Here is a 23,911-nt window from a genome sequence, read left to right as displayed (position 1 = left end):
TCGCGACTGGGCCACGAGGGTTCACGTGTGCTGCATGATCATGATGCAGGTCGTGTCCGGCTCCAGCGCCTGGCAGATGTGCGGTACGTCGCCGGGGTACGAGAGGTAGTCCCCGGCGGCGAGTTCGACCGGCTCGTCGTCCGGACCCGCCAGCACCCGCCCGGTCCCGACGATCAGATGCTCGACGGTGCCCGGCGTATGCGGATCCGACTCCCGCGCGGGACCGGGCTCCACGCGCAGGAAGTAGATGTCCCGGCGCGCGCCCGGCGGGCTCGAGGACAGCAACGTCGCGGCGTAGTCGGACCGTTCCGAGGGCACGGTCGGCCCTTCGCCGGCCCGGATCACCTGGACCGCCGGCCGTGGCGGCTCGACCAGCGTGCTGAACGGCACGCCCAGCGCCACGCCCAGCGCCCACAGCGTCTCCAGGCTCGGGTTGCCGGTCGCCGATTCGAGCTGGGACAGCGTGGATTTCGCGATCCCGGCGCGTTTCGCCAGCTCGGAGAGCGAGAGCCCGGCCCGGGTGCGCTCCCGCCGCAGGGCCGCGGCGATCCGGTCGAGCGGCAGGCGGGGCGTGCCATCAGTCATGTTCGCTCCAGGAGTCTGATCGTTCGTCTTGACGAACACTGCCTCTCTGTCCATTCTAGAAAACATGCGTTCGCTTCTCCGAACACAGGATCGCGGCCTGCTGCGCGATGTGGCCCTGGTGTGCCTGGCCGACGGGGTGATCGGCATCTCGTTCGGCGCGATCGCGGTCGCCGGTGGGCTGCCGGTCTGGCTGCCGGTGGTCATGTCGCTCGTGGTGTTCGCCGGCGCCGCCCAGTTCAGCGCGGTCGGCATCCTGCTGGCGGGCGGCGGCCCGGTCGCCGCCGTCGCGGCCGCGCTCCCGCTCAACACGCGCATCGTGCCCTTCAGCCTGGCCGTCACGGACGTCCTGGGAAAGGGCCGCTCGAGCCGGTTGTTCGGGGCCCACCTGATCACGGACGAGACGGCCGCCTTCGCGCTCGCCCAGCCGGACCCCGCCCGGCGCAAGGCCGCGTTCTGGATCTCCGGCCTGGGCCTGTTCGTCACGTGGAACATCTGCGTCCTGGCCGGCGCCCTGGCCGGGAAGGCGGTGGGAGACACCGGCGCGTTCGGCCTCGACGCGGCGTACCCGGCGGTGCTGCTCGCCCTCGTGCTGCCCACACTGGGCGACGCCGGAACCCGCCGCGCGGCCCTGCTCGGCGCCGCCGTCGCCCTGGCCGCCACGCCAGTCCTGCCCCCGGGCCTGCCCGTACTGCTCGCACTCGCCGGACTTCTCGCCGCCCGGCGGGAGCCGTGAGGGGGAAGCCGTGACGGGGGAAGCCGTGAGGGAGGAAGCCGTGACGGGGGAAGCCGTGACGATCGCCGCGATCCTCGTACTGGCCGTGGGCACCTACGCGTTCCGGCTGGCCGGCCCGCTGCTCCACGGCCGGGTCGAGCTGTCCGCGCGGGTCCGGCAGCTGCTGTCCACCGCCGCCGCCGTGCTGCTCGTCGCGCTCGCGGCCACCGCGGCGCTCACCGAGGCCCAGGGCTTCGCCCACTGGGCCAGGCCCGCGGGCGTTTTGGCCGGCGGGGTCCTCGCTTGGCGCAGGGCGCCGTTCGTGGTCGTCGTGATCGCGGCGGCCGCCACGACGGCGCTGCTCCGCTTCGCGGGCGTGCCCTGATCCGGCGCCGCGCGATCCGGCGCCCGTCCGAGGGGCAGGCGCCGTGCGATACCGCGCCACGCCGCGCGGGCACCCGTGATCACACCGCTGGATGCCCGGGCTGCATGCGGGCGGTGAACGCGGATGCGTCCCACGTGCCGCCCAGCTGCGGGGCCAGCCAGGACCTCGCCGCCGCGCGGAAGTCCGCGGGCGGCAGGGCCCCTGCGCCCTCCGGCACGGCGCCGAGCAGCGGGGCCGCCGCGGCTTCCGGAAGGTCGGCGAGGTTGCAGCGCTCCGCGAGGTCCGGGCGGGCCGGCCAGCTGCCGACCAGGACACCCGCGCACTCGATCCGCCGGGCCCGCAGCGCCTCCGCCGTCAGCGCCGTCGCGTTGAGCGTGCCGAGCCCGGCCGGTGTGACGACCAGCACGGGGGCGCCCAGCAGGCGCGCGGCGTCCGCCAGCGTCCCGCCCTCGTGGTCGAACCGTACGAGCAGCCCGCCCGCGCCCTCGACCAGGACCAGGTCGTGCTCGGCCGCCAGCTTCTCCGCCGCCTCGGCCACCGCCCCCGGCCCGACCGGAGCGAGCCCGGCCCGCCGGGCGGCCGTCGCGGGCGCCAACGGCTCGGGGAACCGGGCGAGTTCGGCGGCGGTCACCGGCCCGGCGAGCCGCACCACTTCGGCCGCGTCACCCGGCTCGTCCGCACCGACCCCCGTCTGCGCGGGCTTGAGGACGGCCACCGACCGTCCGTCACCGGCCGCGACGGCGGCCACCGCCGCGGTCGCGACCGTCTTCCCGATCTCGGTTCCGGTCCCCGTGACGACGAGAATCGCCATGCCGTGCCGCACCCTTTCCCTGTTGCGAATCCCTGTGTTGCGCAGCCCATCGCCGGCGCGGCCCGCTCGTCCGCCGCTGGACGCGCGGGCGTCCGGGCCGCCGCGGCGAGCGAGCCGGGAACGACCCCGGCCCGTATCAGCTATCAGCCCGCCGCGGCTGCCGCCCGTACCGCCGCGCAGATCCGCGTGACGTCGTCGTCGCCCGTGATGAACGGCGGCATGGTGTAGAGGAGGTCGCGGAACGGCCGCAGCCACACCCCTTCGCGTACCGCGGCCCGCGTCGCCGCCTCCATGTCCACCTCGTGGTCGAGCTGAACCACGGCGATCGCGCCCAGCACCCGTACGTCCCGGACGCCCGGCAGCTCCTCCGCCGCCGCGAGCCCCTCCCGCAGCCCCGCCTCGATCCGCTTGACCTCCTGCCGCCAGTCGTGGCCCAGCAGCAGCTCGATGGAGGCGTCGGCGACCGCCGCGGCCAGCGGGTTGCCCATGAAGGTCGGGCCGTGTGCCAGCACCGGGACCTCGCCGCGGGAGATCCCGTCCGCCACCCGCGAGGTGCACAGCGTCGCCGCCATGGTCAGATAGCCCCCGGTCAGGGCCTTGCCGACGCACATCACATCGGGCGAGATCCCGGCGTGCTCCGCCGCGAACAGCGCCCCTGTACGCCCGAACCCGGTCGCGATCTCGTCGAGGACGAGCAGCACCCCGTGCTCGTCGCACGCCTCCCGCAGAACGCGCAGGTAGCCGGGGGAGTGGAAGCGCATCCCGCCCGCGCCCTGGACCACCGGCTCCACGATGACCGCGGCCAGCTCGTCCGCATGACGCCCGATCAGCTCCCGCAGGTGCCGTACGTACGCCTCGTCCGGCTCCGCGTCGAAGCCCGCGGGCGGCGGGTCCGCGAAGATCTGCCGGGGCAGCACGCCGGACCACAGCTGGTGCATCCCGCCGTCCGGGTCGCACACCGACATCGGCTGCCAGGTGTCGCCGTGGTAGCCGCCACGCCAGGTCAGCAGCCGCTGCCTGGCGGGCTCTCCCACCGACCGCCAGTACTGCAGGCACATCTTGACCGCAACCTCGACGGACACCGAGCCCGAGTCGGCGAGGAAGACGTGCCGCAGCGGCTCGGGCGTGATCTCCACGAGCCGGGCGGCCAGGCGTACGGCGGGCTCGTGGGTGAGCCCGCCGAACATCACATGGCTCATCCGCTCCAGCTGCGAGCGCGCGGCCTCGTTGAGCGCCGGGTGGTTGTAGCCGTGGATCGCGGACCACCACGACGACATGCCGTCGATCAGTTCGGTGCGGCCCTCGGCCGGCTGGGCGAGCCGCAGCCGTACGCCGGACGCGGACTCCACGACCAGCGGCTTCTGCCGGCCTGGCATCGGACCGTACGGATGCCAGACGTGCTGCCGGTCGAGAGTCAGCAGTTCGCCCGTGGACAGGGGGCCGGACATCGCAGGCGCACCCATGGAGGGCTCACGCATTGGGTGCGAGGTCGGTGCCCGCGCCGCGGCGCCGCACTGTGACCAGGTCCGTGCGGGCGGCCCCGGCGCCGGCCGGAGCCTCCTGGGGTGCGGCCGCCTCGGCGCCGTCCCCGCACGGTGCGCAGCCGCCGCCTCCGCCCGAACCGCAGCCGGACGGCGCATCCGCCTCCGCCCGGTGCGCGGGCAGCGTCGTCGTATCCGTGCCCTCCACCTCGAAGCCCGCGTCCGCGATCATCTCCAGGTCGGCCCTGCCCGCCTGCCCCTCGCTGGTCAGGTAGTCGCCGAGGAAGATCGAGTTGGCCAGGTGCAGGGCGAGCGGCTGCAGCGACCGCAGATGCACCTCGCGCCCGCCCGCGAGCCGCACCTCCACATCCGGGCAGACGAACCGCACCATCGCCAGGATGCGCAGGGCCCGCTGAGGCGTGAGATTCCACTCCTCGGCCAGCGGCGTCCCCTCGAACGGGATCAGGAAGTTCACCGGTACGGAGTCGGGATCCAGCTCGCGCAGCGCGAAGACCACGTCCACCAGGTCCTCGTCCGACTCGCCCATGCCCGCGATCAGCCCCGAGCAGGCGGACAGGCCCGCGGCCTGTGCCTGCTGGACGGTCTCCACGCGGTCCGCGTAAGTGTGCGTGGTCGTGATGTCCCCGTATGTGGCTTCCGAGGTATTGAGGTTGTGGTTGTACGCGTCCGCCCCCGCCGCGCGGAGCCGCTCCGCCTGCCCGTCGGAGAGCAGGCCGAGGCAGGCGCACACCTCGATGCCCTCGTTCCCTTCCTTGATGGCCTCGATGGTCTGTGACACGCGGTCCACGTCCCGGTCGGTCGGCCCGCGCCCGCTCGCGACCAGGCAGACGCGCTTGGCGCCTCCGGCCACGCCCGCGCCCGCGGCGGCCGCGGCCTCGTCCGGTTTCAGCCAGGTGTACTTGAGGATCTCGGCCTTGGAGCCGAGCCGCTGGGAGCAGTACGAGCAGTCCTCGGGGCACAGTCCGGACTTGAGGTTGACGAGGTAGTTGAGTTTCACCCGCCGCCCGAACCACTGGCGGCGCACCTTGCCCGCGGCCGCCACCACATCCAGCAGGTCGTCATCGGAGGTGGCCAGTACGGCGAGGGCCTCGTCCCGAGTGGGCAGCTCGCGTCGCAGCCCCTTGTCCACCAGCGTGTTCAGCAGATCCATGGCGCTGATCCTCGCCTACGGCACCGCTCCCGGCCAAGGAGGGACCGCACAACAGCAGTCGAATGAGGTGTGTGTATTGCCACACCCTGACCAGCGCATCCCGCCACTACGGTTTGGGCACACCCAACAGAAGGCGAGGGATGGCCCGATGCCCCACGACCCGTTCGCCTGGATCGACGAGCAGGCGCAGGCGCGCCGCAGCGCTGGGCTCGTACGCACCCTGCGCCCGCGCCCGGCCGACTCGCCGCTCCTGGACCTGGCGAGCAACGACTACCTGGGCCTGTCCCGCCATCCGGAGGTCACCGGCGCCGCCGCGGACGCCGCGCTGCGCTGGGGCGCGGGCGCCACCGGATCCCGCCTCGTCACCGGCAGCACCGAGCTGCACGCCGAGCTCGAGGCCGAGCTGGCGGCGTTCTGCGGCTTCGAGTCCGCCCTCGTCCTGTCCTCCGGCTACGCCGCCAACCTCGCGGCCGTCACCACGCTCAGCGACCGCGGCACGCTCGTCGTCTCGGACGCGGGCAACCACGCCTCGCTCATCGACGGCTGCCGGCTCTCCCGCGCCGAGACCGCCGTCGTCCCGCACGCCGACCCGGACGCCGTCGCCAAGTCGCTCGACGGCCACGACGGCAGGGCGCTGGCCGTCACCGACTCCGTCTTCTCCGTCGACGGCGACGCCGCGCCGCTGCCGGAGCTGGCCGCCGCGTGCCGCGCGCACGGCGCGGCCCTGCTCGTCGACGACGCGCACGGCCTGGGCGTGCTCGGCGAGGGCGGGCGCGGCGCGCTGCACGCGGCCGGTCTCGCGGGCGCCCCGGACACCGTCGCCACCGTCACCCTGTCGAAGTCGCTCGGCAGCCAGGGTGGTGCGGTCCTGGGCCCGGCCCGGGTGATCGAGCACCTGGTGAACACGGCCAGGACCTTCATCTTCGACACCGGGCTCGCCCCGGCCGCGGCGGGCGCTGCTCTGGCGAGCCTGCGGCTGCTGGCCCGCGGGCCGGAGCGCGCGGCCCGCGCCCGTACGGTCGCGGCGGCGCTGCACCGGCAGCTGACGGATGCCGGGCTCGCCGCGGTCCGCCCCGACGCGTCCGTGGTGTCCGTATGCGCCCCCTCCCCGGAGGCGGCGGTGCAATGGGCTGCGGACTGCCGGGCCGCCGGGCTCGTGGTGGGCTGCTTCCGCCCGCCGTCCGTGCCCGACGGCATCTCGCGGCTGCGGTTGACGGCGCGAGCGGATCTCACGGACCGCCAGGTCGCCGAGGCGGCCGGCGTGATCGCCGCGACGGCACCTGCCTGACGCGGACGGCTCGGCTCGGGGCTCAGCTCCGCGCGTTCGGCTCCGCGCGCTCAGTTCCGGCCGTCGAACCGCCCCGCACGCACGGCGTCGACGAACGACGACCACGCGGCGGGGGAGAAGAGCAGCGCGGGCCCGGCGGTGTTCTTGGAGTCGCGCACGGCCACGCGTAAAGCCCCGTTCACGGGCGGCTGTTCCGACGCGAGCACGGCCGCTTCGACGCAGTTGTTCATGCCGGTGCTGCGGCTGCTGCGCCGCCAACGGACGCCGGGCAGATGGTCACTGCAGGCTATGTACCGGGTGTGGGGGGTGAGCATTCTTCCGCCTCCTCAAGCCATCGCCGATCGCGGCGATGAAAGCCAACGAGTCCTCGCACGGGAGGGCGCTCCCCCGCAGCGTGTCGAATGCATCGCTGTACGCCCTGAGGTCTTCTTTCCGTTCGAGGTAGAGGCTACTCGTCAAATGGTCGAGAACGACAACATCCAGATCAGCAATGAGCGGAAAGGAAAAGATAACGAAAGGACCCGTGACTCCGATGTGCACGCCGTGGGCGAACGGCAGGACCTGAAGCCGAACTTGGGGCAGCGAGCCCACCTCGACCAGGTGCCGCAGCTGCTCCGCCATCACCTCGGGACCGCCGACCTCCCGCCGCAACACCGCTTCGTCCAGCACCGCGTGGAGCTCCAGTGGCGGGTCGCCCCGCAGCACGTCCTGCCGCGCGATCCGCACCTCCACCAGCTCGTCCACCCGCTCCTGCGGCAGCTCCGCGAGTGCGGCCCGGGTCACCACACGGGCGTAGCGGGGCGTCTGCAACAGCCCCGGCACGACGAGCGTCTCCAGCGTCCTGGCCCGTTCCGCCTCCGCTTCCAGGCTGATGAAGTCCCGGTACGCGGAGGGCAGCAGCTCGCGGTACGCGTGCCACCATGCCCGCTGCCCGCCGTTCGCATCGGAGTTGGCGAGCGCCGCCAGCAGCGCACGCAACTCGCGGTCCGTCACGCCGTACACGTCCAGCAGCCGCGTCACGTCCGTGGACTTCACTCCGCTGCGACCGGTCTCGATCCGGCTCACCTTCGACTGGTGCCAGCCCGCCAGGCGGGCCGCCTCGCCGCTCGTCAGACCGGCGATGTCGCGCTGGCGCCGCAGCTCTTCCCCGAGCTTGCGGCGGCGCACCGCGGGACCGTGCTGCATGGCTCCTCCCTGCGGTCGGCCGCTTGTCGGCGCTTCCCCGGACCCGTGCGCCAGTGTGCGCCCAAATACGGTCTTCCGTAGCAGAGTTCACCGCTTCGAGCGACAGATATATGCACAACCTGGTGGATCGCCCACGCCATGGGCACCTTCGGTGGCACTCTGGGCGAAGCAGCCGTCCGAAGCCGACTCCGACCTCATCTCCCCATCGCGCTACGCGTCGGACCCCGGGCCTCGGTGGGAAAGGGACAGTGTCCGCCATGGCAGACCACCATGAAGCATCCGTCACCCTCCCGAGCGACCCCGTCTCGGTCACCGCCGCTCGCAGATACGTCACCGACGTCCTCGCCGAATGGGGACTCCCGGAGAGCGCCGAAGCCGCCGACACCGTACGGCTCATCGTCTCCGAACTCGCCACCAACGCCGTCCTGCACACCCTCGGCCAGTCGCCCACCTTCACCGTGGACGTCCATCTGGACCGCGACGAGCAGCTGCGGATCGGCGTCACCGACAGCCATCCGCGCCTTCCGAAGCGGCTGCCCGCCGCGGTGCAGCAGGACAACGGCCGGGGCATGGTCATCATCCGCTGGCTCACCGCGGAATCCGGCGGCAAACTCTCCGTCACACCGACTGCGGAGGGCGGCAAAACGGTCTGGATCGCCCTCCCGTGGACGGTCCCCGCGCCCTGAGCGCCACGGCTCGCGGGCCATGGTCGCCCGTCCGCACCGCGGCTCGGCCGCCCCGCCGTCAGCCCGCCCCGCCCGTACGGCCGAAGCTGCCGCGCAGCAGGGCCCGCAAGGTGTCCGCCGCCGGATCCGGCTCGCCCGGCCGGTGCACCACCGAAATCGTGCGCCGCATCTCCGGAGGGTCGAGCCGCCGCACGCCCAGCGGCGTCGCGGACATCGCGGCCACCATCTCCGGTACCACGGCGACCCCGAGACCCGCACTGACCAGCGCGCACACCAGTGCGTAAACCGGCGTCTCCAGGACCACCGCGGGCGTCGCGCCCGACGCGGCCAGCGCCGCCTCCACCCCCTGCCGGGGCGGATGGGACGGCGCCATACTGATCAGCGGTTGCCCCGCCAACTCCGCCCGCGGCAGTCGCCCCGAGCCCTCGGCCAGCATGTGCCCCGGCGCGGTCACCAGCACCAACTCCTCGACCAGCAGCGGCTCGGCCGCGACGCCCGAGGGGAGCGCCACCCGGGCAGCGGGCTCGTAGGCGTGGGTGAGCGCCAGGTCCACGTCCCCGCACGCCACCGCCGCCTCGCCAGACGGCGGTTCGTACTGGGCCACGCTCAGCTCCACCTGCGGGTGCGCACGGCGGAAGGCGCTGAGCACCGGCGGCAGCAGATGCACCCCGGCTGTGACGAAGGTGCCCACCCGCAGTCGGCCCCCGGACAGCCCGGCCAGCCGGGCGAGCTCGTGCCGCGCCCGGTCCATCTCGTCCAGCACCCGCCGGCCCCGCGCGGCGAGCAGCTCGCCCGCGGCCGTCAGTCGCGTGCCGCGATGATGACGTACGAGCAGCGCGGCGCCCGCCTCCCGCTCGAGCTTCGCGAGCTGCTGGGACAGAGCGGGCGCGGTGTAGCCGAGCCGGGCGGCGGCACGGGTGATCGAACCGTCCTCGGCGACCGCGACCAGGGCGGCCAGGCGCGTGGCGTCGTACATTAAGCATTCCTTCAGGCCCAGCAAGAAAATTCCCAATACACACTAAGGGCTCTGCTGGTCCAGGCTGACGGCATGGATGGAGAGCTGATCGCCTTCACCGGGGTCGCCGCCGGCATGGTGGCCATGCCCGGTGCCGACTTCGCCGTGGTCGTACGCAACGCGCTCGGCTCGCGCCGCGCCGGAGTGGCCGCCGCGGTGGGGGTGGCCGGTGGGTTGCTGGTGCACACCGCCCTCGCGGTCGCCGGGCTCGCGGCGGTGCTGGTCGCCGTGCCCGCGCTCTTCCGCGCCGTTCAGGTACTCGGCGGGGCGTATCTGCTCTGGCTGGGCGGCCGGATCCTGCTCCCGGCAGTACGCCGCCCGCTCGACGCTGCGGAGCCCGAGGTCCGCGGAGCGGGCGGACCCGGGAAGGACGGTGCGGTGGGCGGACCCGCGAGCGGCGGCATCGGCACGAGCCTGCGGCAGGGCTTCCTCACCAACGCCCTCAACCCCAAGGCGCCGGTCCTCTTCCTGAGCCTCCTGCCGCAGTTCGTGCCGGACGGTGCGCCCGCTCTGCCGCGCACCCTGCTGCTGGCCGTGGTGGTCGTGGCCATCGCGCTGGTGTGGTTCCCGGCCGTCGCGCTCCTCGTCGACCGGCTCGGCGGGCGGCTACGGCGGCCCCGTACGGCTCGTGGACTGGAGCTCGTCACCGGGGCGGTGCTCGCGGCGCTCGGACTGCTGTTGCTGCTGGAGCCGCTGACGGTCTGACATATGGCCTGATGCCTCAGACCCGGCCGTAGCTGACGTCGCGGGACCAGATCGGGTCGAGCCGTACGACGGAACCGGCCTTGGGGGAGTGCAGGACCTTCCCGTTCCCCGCGTAGATGCCCACGTGGTAGACGCCGCGCCCGGCGCCGAAGAAGACGAGGTCACCGGGACGCCGGGCGGAAGCGGGGATGCGGCGGGTCGAGTTGTACTGGCCCATCGCCGTGCGCGGCAGCTTCTTCCCAACGGACTTGTACGCGTAGGCCGTCAGCCCTGAGCAGTCGAAGCCTCCCGGTCCTGAGCCTCCGTATCGGTAGGGGGCGCCGCGTTTCGCGGAGGCGACGCGAAGGGCCTCGGCTCCCAGCGAGGTTGTCCTCTTCGCGTGCGCTTTCTTCTTCTTGGCGTGCGGCTTGATGTGCGGCTTGGTGTGCGGCTTGGTGTGCGGCGCCTTGGGACGGTGCGCGGCAGCCTGCTCGCCGGACTTGTGCGGCTTGGCGCCCGGCGTGTCCGGTTCGGCGGAAGGCGCGGCGGCGTCGGGTCTGGTACCGGGCGTCCCCGGCACGGATTCTGGTGGCTTGCCCTCGGGCGGCTCCGCGGCGAGCGGCTCGCTCCCGGGGAGGAGGGACGGCCCGTCGCCCGTCGGGGGCGCATCAGTCTGTCCCGGCTCGGTGCCGGGCATCGGGGCGGTGGAATCGGCGGCCGCCGGATCGGCCGTGCCGGACTGGACCTGGGACAACTCCGGCCATGGCGGTGGCGCTGCATACGCCGGCGCCGCGGCGCCCGGTGCCAGCAGCGAGCCGCCGACGGCTGCCAGTGTCAGGGCCGAGGCGGCGCCGGCCCGGCCGAGCAGAGAGGGGACCTGTGCGTGCGCGGTCATGCGCAAACCCTTCGTCAGCCGCCTGTGAAGGGTGACCTGTCGGGTTCGGGCAGGCGAAGAATGCCCGGCCGCGGCTGCGGCTTCACCCCAAGGAGCGGCCGGTGTTCCCAGCGCGCCCCGCACTGCTCGGGTCCTCCACTCCTGCCGATCCACTCTGTCGACCGGATATCCGTGCGGCGGCAGGACTCGGCGTCCGCCCGGACCGCCCCGTCGCGGTGGCGGGGGCTTGTCGTCTCACGGATCGTCACGCACCGACGGGCCGATTTCCGAGCCGAAACCCCTTCATGTGGTCTTGATCACATTTATGGCATTCGGGGGTCTACGGATGTTTTGTCGCGCAGATGTGACGGACCGGCAGGCCTCGTACCAGCGGGGAAGCATCCCGTGGTGGGCGGACCCCCGCGGCCGGGCCGCAAGTCGATCACTGTCCTATGTCGACTTGACGGTACGTCGATTGGTCGTACACGTTCGGCGGTACGGTGGGCCTGCCGAGTGACGGGCCATCAACTCCGCGGCACCGGCGGCAGGGTGACCCGGGCTGCACGGCGCTCCCCGTCCAGCACCCGCAGCGCCCGCGCCAGCGTCTGGGTGTGCACCACGCTCTCACCGCGCTCGTGCATCAGCGTCAGCGCATCCCGCAGTGCGACGGCCTTGCCGACGAGGGCCTGGGCCGCGCGCAGCCCGCCGTACGTGTCGCTGGACCGGGCCGGATTGATGCGCCCCAGCAGGTCGAGCACCTCCAAGTAGCGGTCCACGAGGTCGCACTCGGCCCGGGTGAGGGCGGGCAGCGGGGGAAGTTCTGGCGGCAGCACCGCGGCTCACCTCGCCCCGAGCGGCGTGCTCGCCTGCTTGCGGCTCTGCACGATCCGGTCCGCGAGCCCGTACGCCACCGCCTCCTCGGCCTCGAAGATCTTGTCGCGCCCGATGTCGGCGGCGATCCGCTCGGGCGGCTGCCCGGTGTGCTTGACGAGCATCTCCTCGAGCATGTCCCGCATCCGCAGCATCTCCCTGGCCTGGATCTCCAGATCCTTGGCCTGGCCCCGGACGGGCTCGGAGAAGGCCGGCTCATGGATGAGCACCCGGGAGCCGGGCAGCATCAGCCGCTTGCCCGGAGTCCCGGCCGCGAAGAGCACCGCGGCCGAGGAGGCGGCCTGGCCCAGGCAGATGGTCTCGATGTCGCAACTGACGAACTGCATCGTGTCGTAGATGGCCGTCATCGCGGTCATCGAGCCGCCGGGGGAGTTGATGTAGAGCGAGATGTCCCGGTCGGGGGAGGCGTGTTCGAGGTGCATGAACTGCGCCATGACGTCGTTGGCCGAGATGTCGTCGACCTGCGTGCCCAGGAAGATGATGCGCTCGTCGAGGAGCTTGGAGTACGGGTCCATGGTGCGGATTCCGGTGGTGGTGTGCTCCGTGAACTCCGGCAGGACGTAGCGGGCGGTCGGTCGGTCCATCACTGCACCTCTCCCGTCAGGCCTCTCATCGAAGGCTCTGTTAAAAATGTACAGGACGTACATCCCGTTATGATGGGGAGCATGGCCTACGAGATTCCGGTGACGCAAGCCCGTGCCGAGCTGGCCGACCTGATCAACCGCGTGGTCTACGGCGGGGAAAGGGTCGTCGTGACGCGCCACGGAAAACCCCTTGTGGCGCTGGTTTCCGCCGCTGACCTGCAGCAACTCGAAGAGTCCGAGGCTGCGGCCGAGGAGCGGGTGATCAGCACGGTCTCGGCGGTCCGCCCCGGCACGTCCGCTGCGGGCGAACGGCGGCGCTTCGGCATCGCCGCGGAGCACCGCAGCCCGGACACCGGCGACCGGCGTCCGCGGCGGGGATAGCGCTAGGGGCAGGGCCGAGGGGCCCGACCCCTGACACCCGGTCCAGGCACCCAGGCCCGACACCCGGCCCCGGACACCCCGACCCCGGACACCCCGACCCCGGACATGCTGAAGGCCGTACGCCATCCGTCCGCTACAGCGGATGGCGTACGGCCGCTCCGGGTGCCCCGCTCGGGATCCGCCCTCAGGCCACCGGTTCGGGGAGCGGAGGTTCCTGCTCGACCGGCGGCTTGCGGCCGCGCAGCCCGCCCAGGACCACAGCGGTCAGCCCGAGCGCTGCCCAGATGGCGAGAGCCGTCACCGCCGTCCCCGCGCCGCTGCCGCCGAAGAAGGCCACCGAGCGGATCAGGGTGCCGCCCGCGCCCGGCGGCAGCCACTGACCGATCGCGCCCACCGGTTCCGGCAGCAGCTGCGGTGCGGATGTCACACCGGACCAGGGATTGCCGAGCAGGACGACCAGCAGCGCGCCGAGGCCGATACCGGCCGGCCCCAGCAGTGCCGCCAACCCCGCGACCGCGGAGCTCCCGGCCAGCACGGTCAGTCCGAGCGCGCCGGCCTCCACCCACCAGTCGCCGGTGATGATGCCGAGCCAGCTGTCGGCGATCGCGGTTCCCGCCAGGCCGACCAGCGCCGCGGCACCCGCCAGTGCCGTCACGGCTCGCAGACCGCGCAGCCCCAGCAGCGTCACGATGGCTCCGGAGGCGACACCCGCGAGCGCCAGCGGCAGCACGCTGGACCCCAGGGCCGCGCCGCGCGGGTCGGCGGCAGGCGCGGCCACCACGTCGTCCGTCCGCAACTCCGTGCCGGGCGGGACCTGCCGCGACACCGCGTCGTGCAGCAGCTGGGCCACGGTCGGGCTCGCCGCCGTGGCGGCCAGCAGCTTCGGGCCCTGCGGGGTGACGACCACGGCGCCGTAGACGTCGCGGCCCTCGATCGCAGTGCGGGCTGCGGGTTCGTCGGCGTAGCGGTGCAGGTCGAACGCGCCGTCCCGCTGCTCGAGTTGCTGCTGAAGCGGTGCGGTGGCGGACGCCGGCCCGGCCAGCCCGATGGGCAGGTCGCGGGGCGCGACACGGGCCGCGGGCCAGGCGAAGGCCCATAGGGCCAGGGTGACGACGACCGGCACCAGCACGATCACTACGAGTATCCGCCGGGCCGGGGGAGCGGGTGGTTTCGCGGCAGCTGTAGCGGACATGGTGGAGGCCTCGATTCAAAGAGAAGGATCGTTCGTTTTCCTTGCCCACCGTCCTGCCGGAGATGGGGTCTTGTCAAGAATGAACGTTCGTTTTAGTTTTGGGTGCATGGCCCGCGTATCCCAGGCGCACCTCGACGCCCGCCGCCGCCAGATCCTCGACGGTGCCGCCCGCTGCTTCGCCCGCAACGGCTTCCACGCCACGTCCATGCAGGACGTGCTGCGCGAGGCCGGTCTCTCGGCGGGCGCGGTCTACCGCTACTTCCGCAGCAAGGAGGAGCTGATCGCGGCCATCGCCGAGGAGGCCTTCACCACCATCCGCGCGGCTTTCGCGGACGCCGCCCGGGAGACCCCGCCGCCGCTGCCGGACGTGATCCTCGGCCGCGTGCTGCGTCAGGTCTACGCGGGCCCGGCCGGCACCCCGGTGGACGACCAGTCCGCCTTCCCGCGCCTGATTCTTCAAGTGTGGGCCGAGACCCTGCGCAACGAGCAGCTCGCCGAGACCCTCCACGAGGGCTACATCGCCCTGCGGGCCTCCTGGGTCGAGGTCGTCGAGGGCTACCAGAAGGCCGGGATCGTACGGGCCGACGTCCCCGCCGACCACGTGGCCCGCACCCTCATCGGCACCGTCCAGGGCTTCATCGCCCAGCGCGCGCTGTTCGGCGAGGTCGGCGTCGAGGTCCTTCAGGACGGACTGCGCGGGGTCATGTCCATGGGCCGGGACCGTACGAGTTAACGCTGCCGAAACTCCGCGGAACTAGCCTGCGCGCACAAGGGCGCAAAACGACCGGAGCCGCAGGTGGCGCCAACGGGCCGGCGCCACCGGCTGTGTGGTACACCTCCTTCCGCGACGCGTCGGGCCCGCGTCCCGGGCCCGGCCCGGCCGCCGCCGGGCGGCTGCCGCCCCTGCGGACGGGAGTGTCGACGACTGTGAGGTGCGAAGCGTGCAACTGACCCCGCACGAGCAGGAACGGCTGCTCATCCACGTGGCCGCCGACGTGGCCGAGAAGCGCAGGGCCCGCGGGGTGAAGCTCAATCACCCCGAGGCGATCGCCCTCATCACCGCGCACATCCTGGAGGGCGCCAGGGACGGCCGTACCGTCGCCGAGCTGATGTCCTCCGGGCGCAAAGTGCTCAGCCGCGACGACGTCATGGACGGCATCCCCGAGATGATCCACGACGTCCAGGTCGAGGCGACCTTCCCGGACGGCACCAAGCTCGTCACCGTCCACCAGCCGATCGCCTGACGGGGGAGTGCGCGCATGATCCCAGGAGAGGTGCTGTACGGGGACGGGCCCGTGGCCCTCAACGCCGGCCGCCCGGTCACCCGTATCACCGTCCTCAACGCGGCCGACCGGCCCGTACAGGTCGGCTCCCACTACCACTTCGCCGAGGCCAACCCCGGCCTGGAATTCGACCGCGCCGCCGCCCGCGGCCTGCGGCTGAACATCGCCGCAGGCACCGCCGTCCGCTTCGAACCCGGCATCCCCGCCGAGGTCGAGCTCGTACCGATCGGAGGCCTGCGGATCGTGGCGGGCCTGCGCGGCGAGACCGGAGGTCCGCTCGATGGCTGAACTGTCCCGCGCCGCGTACGCGGACCTCTTCGGGCCCACCGCGGGCGACCGCGTCCGGCTCGCCGACACCGACCTCGTCGTGGAGATCGAGCGGGACCTGGCCGGAGGCCCCGGCTCCGCGGGTGACGAAGCCGTCTTCGGCGGCGGCAAGGTGATCCGCGAATCGATGGGGCAGGCCAGGACCACCCGCGCGGAAGGGGCCCCCGACACCGTCATCACCGGCGCCCTCGTCCTCGACCACTGGGGCGTCGTCAAGGCCGACATCGGGATCCGCGACGGCCAGATCACCGGCATCGGCAAGGCCGGGAACCCCGACACGATGGACGGCGTACACCCCGACCTCGTCATCGGTCCCGAGACCGAAGTCATCGCGGGCAACGGCAAGATCCTCACCGCGGGCGCCATCGACGCGCATGTGCACTTCATCTGCCCGCAGATCGCCGACGAGGCCCTCGCCGCGGGGATCACCACGCTCGTCGGCGGCGGTACGGGACCGGCCGAGGGCACCAAGGCGACCACGATCACCCCGGGGCCGTGGCACCTCGCCCGGATGTTCGAGGCGATGGAGGCCTACCCGCTCAACGTCGGGCTGCTGGGCAAGGGCAACACCGTCTCCCGCGACGCCATGCACAGCCAGCTGCGCGGCGGGGCGCTCGGCTTCAAGATCCATGAGGACTGGGGCGCGACCCCTGCGGCCATCAGCGCCTGCCTGGACGTGTGCGAGGAGACCGGCGCCCAGCTGGCCATCCACACCGACACGCTCAACGAGGCCGGCTTCGTCGGCGACACCCTCGCCGCCATCGCGGGCCGCTCCATCCACGCGTACCACACGGAGGGCGCGGGTGGCGGGCACGCGCCGGACATCATCACCGTCGTCGCCGAGCCCCATGTGCTGCCCAGCTCGACGAATCCGACGCGTCCGCACACCGTCAACACCGTCGAGGAGCACCTCGACATGCTGATGGTCTGTCACCATCTGAACCCGGCCGTGCCGGAGGACCTCGCCTTCGCGGAGTCCCGGATCCGGCCGAGCACCATCGCGGCCGAGGACGTCCTGCACGACCTCGGAGCCATCTCGATCATCTCCTCGGACTCCCAGGCCATGGGGCGGGTCGGCGAAGTCGTGCTGCGCACCTGGCAGACGGCGCATGTGATGAAGCGGCGCCGCGGAGCACTTCCCGGCGACGGGCGTGCCGACAACCACCGTGCCCGTCGCTATGTCGCCAAATACACCATCAACCCGGCGGTGGCCCAGGGCCTGGACCACGAGATCGGTTCCGTGGAGACCGGCAAACTGGCCGACCTCGTGCTGTGGGATCCGGCCTTCTTCGGGGTCAAGCCGCAGCTGGTCATCAAGGGCGGCCAGATCGCGTACGCGCAGATGGGCGACGCCAACGCGTCCATCCCCACGCCGCAGCCGGTCATGCCCCGGCCGATGTTCGGCGGGATCGGCCGGGCCCCGGCGGCGAACTCGCTCAACTTCGTCGCTCCGGCGGCCATTGAGGACGACCTGCCGGAGCGGCTCGGCCTCGGGAAGCGGTTCGCGGCGATCCGCAGCACGCGGGGTGTCGGCAAGGCCGACATGCGGGAGAACGACGCCTGCCCGCGCGTCGCCGTCGACCCCGACAGCTTCACGGTCACGATCGACGGCGACCCCGTCGACCCCGCCCCTGCCACGGAACTCCCCATGGCCCAGCGGTACTTCCTCTTCTGACGGCCACCAAACGCACGATGAGCACTCCACCGGACATCCGTAAGCCGGAGGCCCCCGGGCCTCCGGCCACGGACCCGTGTCCGCCCGGAGCAGCTGCCGGTGTCACGGGACGTCCCGCCGCCCGCGCAGCGCTCCTCGTGCTCGCGGACGGCCGGTTCCCCGCCGGGGGACACGCCCACTCCGGGGGTGCGGAGGCGGCCGTCGAGGCGGGGCGGATCAGGGACGCCGCGTCTCTGGAGGACTTCTGCCGCGGCAGGCTGCACACCGCAGGGCTCGTCGCCGCCGGTCTCGCGGCCGCCGCGGCCGCCGGGCTCGACCCGCTCGTGCTGGACGAGGCCGCGGACGCGCGCACCCCCGTGCCCGCGCTGCGTACGACGGCCCGCCGGCTCGGGCGGCAGATGATGCGCGCCGCCCGCGCGGCCTGGCCGTGCCCCGAGCTCGACGCACTCGCCGCGGCCCGGCCGCGCGGCGCGCACCAGCCCGTCGTCCTCGGCGTCGCCGCCCGTGCCGCCGGGCTGGTGCCGGGCGACGCCGCGCACACCGCCGCGTACGAATCGGTCAGCGGACCCACCACCGCGGCCGTACGGCTCCTCGGGCTGGATCCCTTTCAGGCCACCGCCGTCCTCGCCCGGCTCGCCCCGGAGCTGGACGGCGTCGCTCAGCAGGCCGCGGACGCCGCCGACCGCGCGCTGCTCGAAGGCGTCGACGCCCTGCCGGCGACCTCGGCCCCGCTCCTCGACATCGCCGCCGAGCGGCACGCCGACTGGCCCGTACGCCTCTTCGCCTCCTAGCCACCGCCCCGACCACGTACGACTGAAGGAGCCGCCATGCACCTCGACCACGCAGAGACCTTTCCTCAGCGGCACACCTACAGCGCCCCCGCCGCCCGGCGGCCCGACGGTACGCGCCGCGCCCTGCGCATCGGCCTCGGCGGTCCGGTCGGATCCGGCAAGACCGCGACCGTCGCGGCACTGTGCCGCACCCTCCGCGAGGAGCTGTCCATCGCCGTCGTCACCAACGACATCTACACCCGCGAGGACGCCGAGTTCCTGCTCCGCAACGCCGTCCTGCCCCCCGAGCGCATCACCGCCGTCGAGACCGGCGCCTGCCCGCACACCGCCATCCGGGACGACATCTCCGCGAACCTCGAGGCCGTCGAGGACCTCGAAGAAGCCGTCGGGCCGCTGGACCTCGTCCTCGTCGAATCCGGCGGCGACAACCTCACCGCCACCTTCTCCAAGGGCCTGGTCGACGCCCAGATCTTCGTCATCGACGTCGCGGGCGGCGACGACATCCCGCGCAAGGGCGGGCCCGGCGTCACCACGTCCGACCTGCTCGTCGTCAACAAGACCGATCTCGCCCGTCACGTGGGCTCCGACCTCGACCGCATGGCGCGTGACGCCGGGGCCCAGCGCGGCGAACTCCCCGTCGCCTTCACCTCCCTCGCCGCCCAGGACGGCGTGAAGCCCGTCGCCGACTGGGTGCGCGAACGGCTCGCCGTCTGGACCGCGGACCCGGCAATCGCGGTTCAGGCAACCGCGGACCCGGCGACCGCCGACCAGGCGACCGCGCCCCCGGCGCCCGCGCACGCGGCGCCCGCGGACCCCGCGCCCGCGGACCCCGCGCCCGCGGACCCCGCGCCCGCGAACCCCGCGCCCGCGAACCCGGCGTGAACGCCACGGCCGTACGGGCCACCGCCCGGATCACCGCGGCCCCCGACGGGCGCGGCGGCACCGCCCTCCCCGTCCTCGAAGGCGAGGGCCCGCTCGCGCTGCGCCGCGTCCGCGCGCAAGGAGCCGAGGCAGGCGTCTGCGTCATCGGCGCCATGAGCGCGCCGCTCGGCGGGGACCGGCTGCGCATCGACGCCACCGCCGAGCCGGGTGCCTCGCTACGGGTGACGGCGGCCGCTGCGACCGTCGCCCTCCCAGGCCGGGGCGCCTCCGGACCCGCCACGTACGACGTGCACCTGACCGTGGGGGAAGGAGCGGAACTCCGCTGGCTGCCCGAGCCGTTGATCTCGGCCCACGGCAGCGACCTGCGCATGACGACCCGCGTCGACCTCGCTCCCACCTCCCGCCTCGTCCTGCGCGAGGAGCAGGTCCTCGGCCGCGCGGGGGAGCGGCCGGGACGGCTCACCAGCCGCCTCACTCTGCGCGTGGGCGGCCGGCTGCTCCTCGACCAGGAGACCTCCTACGGGCCAGGCGCACCCGGCTGGGACGGCCCGGCCGTTCTCGCCGGGCACCGTACCTCGGGCCAACTGCTGGCCGCCTGCCCGGAGTTCACGGACCGTCCGCCCGAGGCCCAGGTGCTCGACGGCGACCCGGCCGAGGGCGAGGCCGTCCTCGCTCCGCTCACCGGCCCCGCCACGCTCGCCACCGCCGTCGCCCCCGATGCCCTGCGGCTGCGCCGACTGCTCGATGCGGCCGTCAAGTTGTCGTCTTGGTAAAGAACAACCGCACGTTCTATCGCTCCGAGGCGCGGAAGCGAAAGGATCCTCCTGCAAGCTCTGTGATCATCGCCGCCTCAAGTGGCGTACCCAGCAGGGGGAAACATCGTGAAACGCACAGCGGTGCTCGGTTCCGCCGGCACTCTGATAGCGGGAACGCTGATCGCCGGCGCTTTCGCAGCGCCGAGCGCCAGCGCCGGAACCACCGACCGAAGCACCGAAGGAAAGCTGCAGTCCCGTGATGCCGAGGCGCTCGGCGTCCGCCTCGCCGCGGCCAGAGCCGCGAAGGAGGGCATCGACTGGAAGGACTGTCCAGCCGACTGGGGGCTGCCCAAGCCCGTCCAGTGCGGCTGGGTCACCGTCCCCGTCGACTACGCCAGGCCGAACGGCCGTACCATCGAGATCGCCGTTGACCGGGCGCGCTCGACCGGTACGGCGGGGGAGCGCCAGGGCTCCCTCGTCTACAACCCCGGCGGACCCGGCGGTTCGGGCATGCGGTTCCCACTCCGGGTCACCACCAAGAACCCGCTGTGGGAGAAGACCGCCAAGGCGTACGACTTCGTGGGCTTCGACCCGCGCGGCGTCGGCCACTCGGCGCCCATCTCCTGCATGGACCCGCAGGAGTTCGTCAAGGCGCCCAAGCTCGACCCGGTGCCCGACAGCGAGGCCGACAAGCAGGCCCAGCGCAAGCTGGCCAGGGAGTACGCGGACGGCTGCAAGGACCGCAGCGGCGCCATGCTGGCCCACATGACCACCCCGAACACCGCGCGCGACCTGGACGTCATCCGGGCGGCGCTCGGCGAGAAGAAGCTCAACTACCTCGGCGTCTCCTACGGGACGTACATCGGCGGGGTCTACGCGACACTCTTCCCGGGCCATGTGCGCCGCATGATCGTGGACAGCGTGGTCAATCCGTCGCGGCAGAAGATCTGGTACGAGGCCAACCTCGACCAGGACGTGGCCTTCGAGACCCGGTGGAACGACTGGAAGGCATGGGTCGCGAAGAACGACGCCACCTACCACATCGGCGACACCCCGGAGAAGGTCCAGCGGCAGTGGGAGCAGCTGCGGGCCAAGGCCAAGAGGAGCCCGATCGGCGGGGTCGTGGGCCCGGCCGAGCTGCTCGGCTTCTTCCAGAGCGCCCCGTACTACGACTCCGCGTGGGCATCGGTCGCGGGCGTCTGGAGCAAGTACCTCGCCGGTGACGAGCAGGCGCTCGTGGATGCCGCAGGACCGGACATGTCCGACACCGCGGGCAACACCGCCTCGGAGAACGGCAACGCCGTCTACACCGCGGTCGAGTGCGCGGACGCCAAGTGGCCGACCAGTTGGAAGAAGTGGGACCGGGACAACACCCGGCTGCACCGCGACCACCCCTTCCTGACCTGGTCCAACGCCTGGCTGAACCTGCCGTGCGCCACCTGGGGCGGTCCGCAGCACACGCCGCTCGAGGTGCGTACGGGCAAGGGCCTGCCGCAGGTGCTCATCGTGCAGTCCGAGCGCGACGCCGCCACCCCGTACGAAGGCGCCGTCGAGCTGCACCAGCGCCTCAAGGGCTCGCGCCTGATCACGGAGAAGGACGCGGGTTCCCACGGCGTCACCGGCCTGGTCAACTCCTGCATCAACGACCGGGTCGACGCCTACCTGCTGAAGGGCACGGTCGACGGTGAGGACGTGACGTGCGCGCCGCACGCCACGCCGAAGCCGGCCGCGGCCGCCGCGAAGGCGAAGGCGGACGCCGCCGACCTGCCCGCCATGCACTGAGGCGTACGGCCGGGGTGTGGGCATTCGTTCCTCAGGGCGGAACGGGTGGCCACACCCCGGCCACCGGGCCGCACCGGGGGCGATGCGCCAACCGCCGGGCTCGGCCGTTTCGTACGCGCCTGCGGGCCGGTGGCCGCGTTGTGCCCACCCGTTCCGCCTGGGGGCACCTCCCAGCGGTAGCTGGGGGAGGAACGAATGCCCACAACGCGGTGGTGCCGCGGTCAGCGGCGCAGGAGGCGGGGCCTGTGCCGTGCCGTCTGCGCGGCCTTGGCCGCCTGCTCGGCCTTGACATCCGTGGCGTACCGGTCGACGTACTCCTGCCCGGACATCCGCAGGATCTCGTACATGATCTCGTCGGTCACCGCGCGCAGCGCCGCGCGCTCGTCGGCGATGCCCGCGTAGCGGGAGAAGTCCATGGGCTCCCCGAAGCGGATGGTCACCCGCCCGAGACGGGGGACGACGCGGCCGGGCGGCTGGATCTCGAAGGTGCCGACCATCGCGCAGGGCACGACCTTGACGCCCGCCTTGAGCGCCATGGCCGCCACGCCCACCCGCCCCTTGTAGAGGCGCCCGTCGTGCGACCGGGTGCCCTCGGGATAGATGCCCAGCAGCTCGTCCTTCCCCAGGACGCCCAGGCCCTCGGCGATCGCGGACTGGGCGGCCGTGCGGCCGGAGCGGTCGACGGGGATCTGGCCGACGCTGCGGAAGAAGAACGCGGTGAGCCGGCCCTTGAGGCCGGGCCCTGTGAAGTACTCCGCCTTCGCGAGGAAGGTGATCCGGCGCGGCAGGATCGCCGGCATCAGGAAGTGGTCGGAGAACGACAGGTGGTTGCCCGCGACGATCGCCGGACCCTCATCCGGCACGTGCTCCAGGCCCTCGATCCGCGGCCGGAACAGCAGCCGCAACAGCGGCCCCAGGAGCACGTACTTGAGCACGTAGTAGAACACGGGGAGCGCTCCTCACCCTGCCGGATCGGCTCTCTAGCTGCATTCTCGCAGGTCATAGGGCATCTCGGGGACCGTCAGTGTATGCGCAGATGCGGTCGGGTGTAACCATGCCTGGTCGGACTCATGCTGACTCTTTGCTGACTTTCTGAGTGTGTGTCAGTTGACCTGGCTGCATAGCGGAGAGTAGCGATGCTCCCGGCGCGCCTCATGCCAGTCTATGGCCGCTGCCCGCCCGGTCCCGGCACCACCGGCGATGCGAGGGCCTGGCGAGACTCGGGACGGGCCGCGCACTGCCAGGGATCGACGGTCCTCGGGGACGGCGCGTACCCCCGCCTGCAGGGTGAGCGGACACGGATACCCCCCGCGCCCGGTGGCGCGGTGGACGGTTGCATGGATCCCGTTCAACGCGATGGACTGCACTACGCCCTAGTAGTGCTTCGTTAGGTTCTGGCTCTGGGTCTGTGTAGGGGGCGGCACGCAGGTGGTGCAGGTGCCGGTCCAGCACCGCAGCAGGTCCTGAAGCGTGTCGAGGACTTGGTAGAGGGTCAGGCCGGTGTGGGGACTTTTGGGTCAAGCCTCCGGAGGGTGAGGAAGGCCTGGGCGGCGGTGACGAGGGTGACGTGGTGGTGCCAGCCGCGCCAGGTGCGGCCTTCGAAGTGGTCCAGGCCCAGGCCGTGCTTGAGTTCGCGGTAGTCGTGCTCGATGCGCCAGCGCATCTTGGCCCACCGCACCAGGTCCGCGACGGGCGTGGTGGCGGGCAGGTTGGTCATCCAATAGCCCGTCGGCTCCGCTGCTTCCTCGGGCTGTTCCACCAGCAGGGTCCGCAGTGGCAACACTCCGTCCCACCGGCTGCGTCCGCCGGCCTGTTCCTGGGCGGCGCGGCAGGCTTCCTTGCCCGAGGGCCGCACCTGGAGCACGGCGAAGCGCGAGGTCATCGTGCCCTTGCTGCCCTGGCGCCAGGTGACCGGTTCGAACCAGGTCCCGGGGTCGATGAGGTCGGGCAGGGGCCGGGCCGCCTGGCGATAGCGAGGCAGGGTGGGCGGCCCCAGCCCGCCGTAGGCGGGCTGATACGGCTCGGCCGTGGCCGGGCGGGCGATCTCCTTGGGGTCGACGGCCACCACGTATGACCAGCCGCGCTCCTCCAGGGCGAGACGGAAGGAGACGCTGCGGCCGTATCCGGCGTCGGCCACGATCACGGGCACGGCCAGCCCGCCCGCGGCGAGCCGGTCCAGCAGGCCCAGTGCCAGGTGGGTCTTGGACACATGCCCGACCTCGTCGGGCACCCCGGCGGCCTGCCGCCGCTTGTCATCACTGGCCCATTCCTCCGGCAGGAACAGCTCCCACTCCAGCGGGCACGATGCGGTGTCGGTGGCCGCATGCACGCTGACGGCGACCTGACAGTTGGCCCGCTTGCCCAGGGCCTGTATTTCAATTAGTGCTCGGTGGGCGGGTGTTGGCGGAACACTGAAGGTATGGCTGCGCGTACGGTCGACCGGGTCTCCGTTGCGGCTCTGAAGGCCAAGTTTGATCAGCTCCTGCCCCAC

Annotated in this window: 25 protein-coding genes and 2 pseudogenes; 14 read left to right on the top strand and 13 right to left on the bottom strand. The window is 72.6% G+C overall.

What is annotated here, in order from left to right:
• Nucleotides 1-21: 21 nt before the first annotated feature.
• The gene (locus ACTWQC_RS09400; RefSeq protein WP_443315130.1) at nucleotides 22-585 is read right to left on the bottom strand and encodes a helix-turn-helix domain-containing protein; all 564 of its coding nucleotides are present in this window, start codon (nucleotides 583-585) and stop codon (nucleotides 22-24) included.
• A gap of 64 nt (nucleotides 586-649) precedes the next feature.
• On the opposite strand from ACTWQC_RS09400, the gene ACTWQC_RS09395 reads away from it, so the two are divergent.
• Complete coding sequence (locus ACTWQC_RS09395; RefSeq protein ID WP_443315129.1) at nucleotides 650-1,318, top strand: AzlC family ABC transporter permease; 669 nt, start codon at nucleotides 650-652, stop codon at nucleotides 1,316-1,318.
• Nucleotides 1,319-1,358: 40 nt separating this feature from the next.
• On the top strand, nucleotides 1,359-1,682 hold the full coding sequence (locus ACTWQC_RS09390; RefSeq protein ID WP_443315128.1) for an AzlD domain-containing protein: 324 nt from the start codon (nucleotides 1,359-1,361) through the stop codon (nucleotides 1,680-1,682).
• Between the two features lie 79 nt (nucleotides 1,683-1,761).
• Here ACTWQC_RS09390 and bioD read toward each other — a convergent pair whose 3' ends face one another.
• From bioD to bioB, 3 genes are all read right to left on the bottom strand, one after another.
• The gene (gene bioD, locus ACTWQC_RS09385; RefSeq protein ID WP_443315127.1) at nucleotides 1,762-2,493 is read right to left on the bottom strand and encodes a dethiobiotin synthase; all 732 of its coding nucleotides are present in this window, start codon (nucleotides 2,491-2,493) and stop codon (nucleotides 1,762-1,764) included.
• A gap of 143 nt (nucleotides 2,494-2,636) precedes the next feature.
• Complete coding sequence (locus ACTWQC_RS09380) at nucleotides 2,637-3,941, bottom strand: adenosylmethionine--8-amino-7-oxononanoate transaminase (protein ID WP_443315126.1); 1,305 nt, start codon at nucleotides 3,939-3,941, stop codon at nucleotides 2,637-2,639.
• A gap of 22 nt (nucleotides 3,942-3,963) precedes the next feature.
• Nucleotides 3,964-5,145: a biotin synthase BioB gene (gene bioB, locus ACTWQC_RS09375; protein WP_443315125.1), complete on the bottom strand. Its 1,182-nt coding sequence runs from the start codon at nucleotides 5,143-5,145 to the stop codon at nucleotides 3,964-3,966.
• A 148-nt stretch (nucleotides 5,146-5,293) separates the two neighbouring features.
• On the opposite strand from bioB, the gene ACTWQC_RS09370 reads away from it, so the two are divergent.
• On the top strand, nucleotides 5,294-6,433 hold the full coding sequence (locus ACTWQC_RS09370; protein ID WP_443315124.1) for an 8-amino-7-oxononanoate synthase: 1,140 nt from the start codon (nucleotides 5,294-5,296) through the stop codon (nucleotides 6,431-6,433).
• Between the two features lie 50 nt (nucleotides 6,434-6,483).
• Here ACTWQC_RS09370 and ACTWQC_RS09365 read toward each other — a convergent pair whose 3' ends face one another.
• Both ACTWQC_RS09365 and ACTWQC_RS09360 read right to left on the bottom strand, forming a co-directional pair.
• Nucleotides 6,484-6,747, bottom strand: a complete 264-nt coding sequence (locus ACTWQC_RS09365) for a DUF397 domain-containing protein (RefSeq protein WP_443315123.1) — start codon at nucleotides 6,745-6,747, stop codon at nucleotides 6,484-6,486.
• Nucleotides 6,710-7,618: a helix-turn-helix domain-containing protein gene (locus ACTWQC_RS09360; RefSeq protein ID WP_443315122.1), complete on the bottom strand. Its 909-nt coding sequence runs from the start codon at nucleotides 7,616-7,618 to the stop codon at nucleotides 6,710-6,712. Before ACTWQC_RS09360 ends, ACTWQC_RS09365 begins: the two co-directional genes overlap by 38 nt.
• A gap of 257 nt (nucleotides 7,619-7,875) precedes the next feature.
• On the opposite strand from ACTWQC_RS09360, the gene ACTWQC_RS09355 reads away from it, so the two are divergent.
• Nucleotides 7,876-8,304: an ATP-binding protein gene (locus ACTWQC_RS09355; protein ID WP_443315121.1), complete on the top strand. Its 429-nt coding sequence runs from the start codon at nucleotides 7,876-7,878 to the stop codon at nucleotides 8,302-8,304.
• Between the two features lie 58 nt (nucleotides 8,305-8,362).
• Here ACTWQC_RS09355 and ACTWQC_RS09350 read toward each other — a convergent pair whose 3' ends face one another.
• Nucleotides 8,363-9,280, bottom strand: a complete 918-nt coding sequence (locus ACTWQC_RS09350; protein WP_443315120.1) for a LysR family transcriptional regulator — start codon at nucleotides 9,278-9,280, stop codon at nucleotides 8,363-8,365.
• A gap of 72 nt (nucleotides 9,281-9,352) precedes the next feature.
• Here ACTWQC_RS09350 and ACTWQC_RS09345 point away from each other — a divergent pair, with 72 nt between their 5' ends.
• Nucleotides 9,353-10,024, top strand: coding sequence for a LysE family translocator (locus ACTWQC_RS09345; protein ID WP_443315119.1), 672 nt, complete (start codon nucleotides 9,353-9,355; stop codon nucleotides 10,022-10,024).
• 16 nt (nucleotides 10,025-10,040) lie between these two features.
• On the opposite strand, the pseudogene ACTWQC_RS09340 reads toward ACTWQC_RS09345, so the two are convergent.
• The 3 genes and pseudogenes from ACTWQC_RS09340 to ACTWQC_RS09330 form a co-directional block, all read right to left on the bottom strand.
• A pseudogene (locus ACTWQC_RS09340) lies at nucleotides 10,041-10,376 on the bottom strand (C40 family peptidase); the annotation flags it as partial.
• 1,025 nt (nucleotides 10,377-11,401) lie between these two features.
• Nucleotides 11,402-11,710: a hypothetical protein gene (locus tag ACTWQC_RS09335; protein ID WP_443315118.1), complete on the bottom strand. Its 309-nt coding sequence runs from the start codon at nucleotides 11,708-11,710 to the stop codon at nucleotides 11,402-11,404.
• A gap of 6 nt (nucleotides 11,711-11,716) precedes the next feature.
• Nucleotides 11,717-12,352 carry an ATP-dependent Clp protease proteolytic subunit gene (locus ACTWQC_RS09330; protein ID WP_443315117.1) on the bottom strand — a complete coding sequence of 212 codons (636 nt, stop codon included), beginning with the start codon at nucleotides 12,350-12,352 and terminating at the stop codon, nucleotides 11,717-11,719.
• A gap of 81 nt (nucleotides 12,353-12,433) precedes the next feature.
• Here ACTWQC_RS09330 and ACTWQC_RS09325 point away from each other — a divergent pair, with 81 nt between their 5' ends.
• Nucleotides 12,434-12,733 (top strand): type II toxin-antitoxin system Phd/YefM family antitoxin, encoded by a 300-nt coding sequence (locus ACTWQC_RS09325; protein ID WP_443315116.1) that lies wholly within the window; start codon nucleotides 12,434-12,436, stop codon nucleotides 12,731-12,733.
• Between the two features lie 184 nt (nucleotides 12,734-12,917).
• On the opposite strand, the gene ACTWQC_RS09320 is transcribed toward ACTWQC_RS09325, so the two are convergent.
• Nucleotides 12,918-13,925, bottom strand: coding sequence for an ABC transporter permease (locus tag ACTWQC_RS09320; protein WP_443315115.1), 1,008 nt, complete (start codon nucleotides 13,923-13,925; stop codon nucleotides 12,918-12,920).
• A gap of 106 nt (nucleotides 13,926-14,031) precedes the next feature.
• On the opposite strand from ACTWQC_RS09320, the gene ACTWQC_RS09315 reads away from it, so the two are divergent.
• The 8 genes and pseudogenes from ACTWQC_RS09315 (at nucleotide 14,032) to ACTWQC_RS09280 (ending at nucleotide 21,420) form a co-directional block, all read left to right on the top strand.
• Nucleotides 14,032-14,658, top strand: coding sequence for a TetR/AcrR family transcriptional regulator (locus ACTWQC_RS09315; protein ID WP_443315114.1), 627 nt, complete (start codon nucleotides 14,032-14,034; stop codon nucleotides 14,656-14,658).
• A gap of 208 nt (nucleotides 14,659-14,866) precedes the next feature.
• On the top strand, nucleotides 14,867-15,169 hold the full coding sequence (locus tag ACTWQC_RS09310) for an urease subunit gamma (protein WP_443315113.1): 303 nt from the start codon (nucleotides 14,867-14,869) through the stop codon (nucleotides 15,167-15,169).
• Between the two features lie 15 nt (nucleotides 15,170-15,184).
• The gene (locus tag ACTWQC_RS09305; RefSeq protein ID WP_443315112.1) at nucleotides 15,185-15,496 is read left to right on the top strand and encodes an urease subunit beta; all 312 of its coding nucleotides are present in this window, start codon (nucleotides 15,185-15,187) and stop codon (nucleotides 15,494-15,496) included.
• Nucleotides 15,489-17,210 carry an urease subunit alpha gene (locus ACTWQC_RS09300; RefSeq protein WP_443315111.1) on the top strand — a complete coding sequence of 574 codons (1,722 nt, stop codon included), beginning with the start codon at nucleotides 15,489-15,491 and terminating at the stop codon, nucleotides 17,208-17,210. The genes ACTWQC_RS09305 and ACTWQC_RS09300 overlap by 8 nt, the downstream gene beginning before the upstream one ends.
• Before the next feature lie 17 nt (nucleotides 17,211-17,227).
• On the top strand, nucleotides 17,228-18,001 hold the full coding sequence (locus ACTWQC_RS09295) for an urease accessory protein UreF (RefSeq protein ID WP_443315110.1): 774 nt from the start codon (nucleotides 17,228-17,230) through the stop codon (nucleotides 17,999-18,001).
• Between the two features lie 36 nt (nucleotides 18,002-18,037).
• Nucleotides 18,038-18,730, top strand: a pseudogene (gene ureG / locus ACTWQC_RS09290) (urease accessory protein UreG); the annotation flags it as partial.
• A gap of 149 nt (nucleotides 18,731-18,879) precedes the next feature.
• On the top strand, nucleotides 18,880-19,656 hold the full coding sequence (locus tag ACTWQC_RS09285; protein WP_443315109.1) for an urease accessory protein UreD: 777 nt from the start codon (nucleotides 18,880-18,882) through the stop codon (nucleotides 19,654-19,656).
• Between the two features lie 108 nt (nucleotides 19,657-19,764).
• A complete protein-coding gene (locus ACTWQC_RS09280) occupies nucleotides 19,765-21,420 on the top strand; it encodes an alpha/beta hydrolase (RefSeq protein ID WP_443315108.1) in 1,656 nt (551 codons plus the stop codon).
• Nucleotides 21,421-21,641: 221 nt separating this feature from the next.
• Here the strand turns inward: ACTWQC_RS09280 and ACTWQC_RS09275 are convergent, their stop codons facing one another.
• Together ACTWQC_RS09275 and ACTWQC_RS09270 are read right to left on the bottom strand one after the other, a co-directional pair.
• Nucleotides 21,642-22,367 (bottom strand): lysophospholipid acyltransferase family protein, encoded by a 726-nt coding sequence (locus ACTWQC_RS09275; protein WP_443315107.1) that lies wholly within the window; start codon nucleotides 22,365-22,367, stop codon nucleotides 21,642-21,644.
• Between the two features lie 545 nt (nucleotides 22,368-22,912).
• A partial coding sequence (locus tag ACTWQC_RS09270; RefSeq protein ID WP_443315106.1) for an IS701 family transposase occupies nucleotides 22,913-23,911 on the bottom strand: 999 nt, incomplete at its 5' end.

The sequence above is a fragment of the Streptomyces sp. 8N616 genome (assembly GCF_052246385.1).
GTDB lineage: Bacteria > Actinomycetota > Actinomycetes > Streptomycetales > Streptomycetaceae > Streptomyces.
The sequence above is the reverse complement of the archived record's forward strand: the minus strand, read 5'-3'. Positions and strand labels throughout refer to the sequence as shown.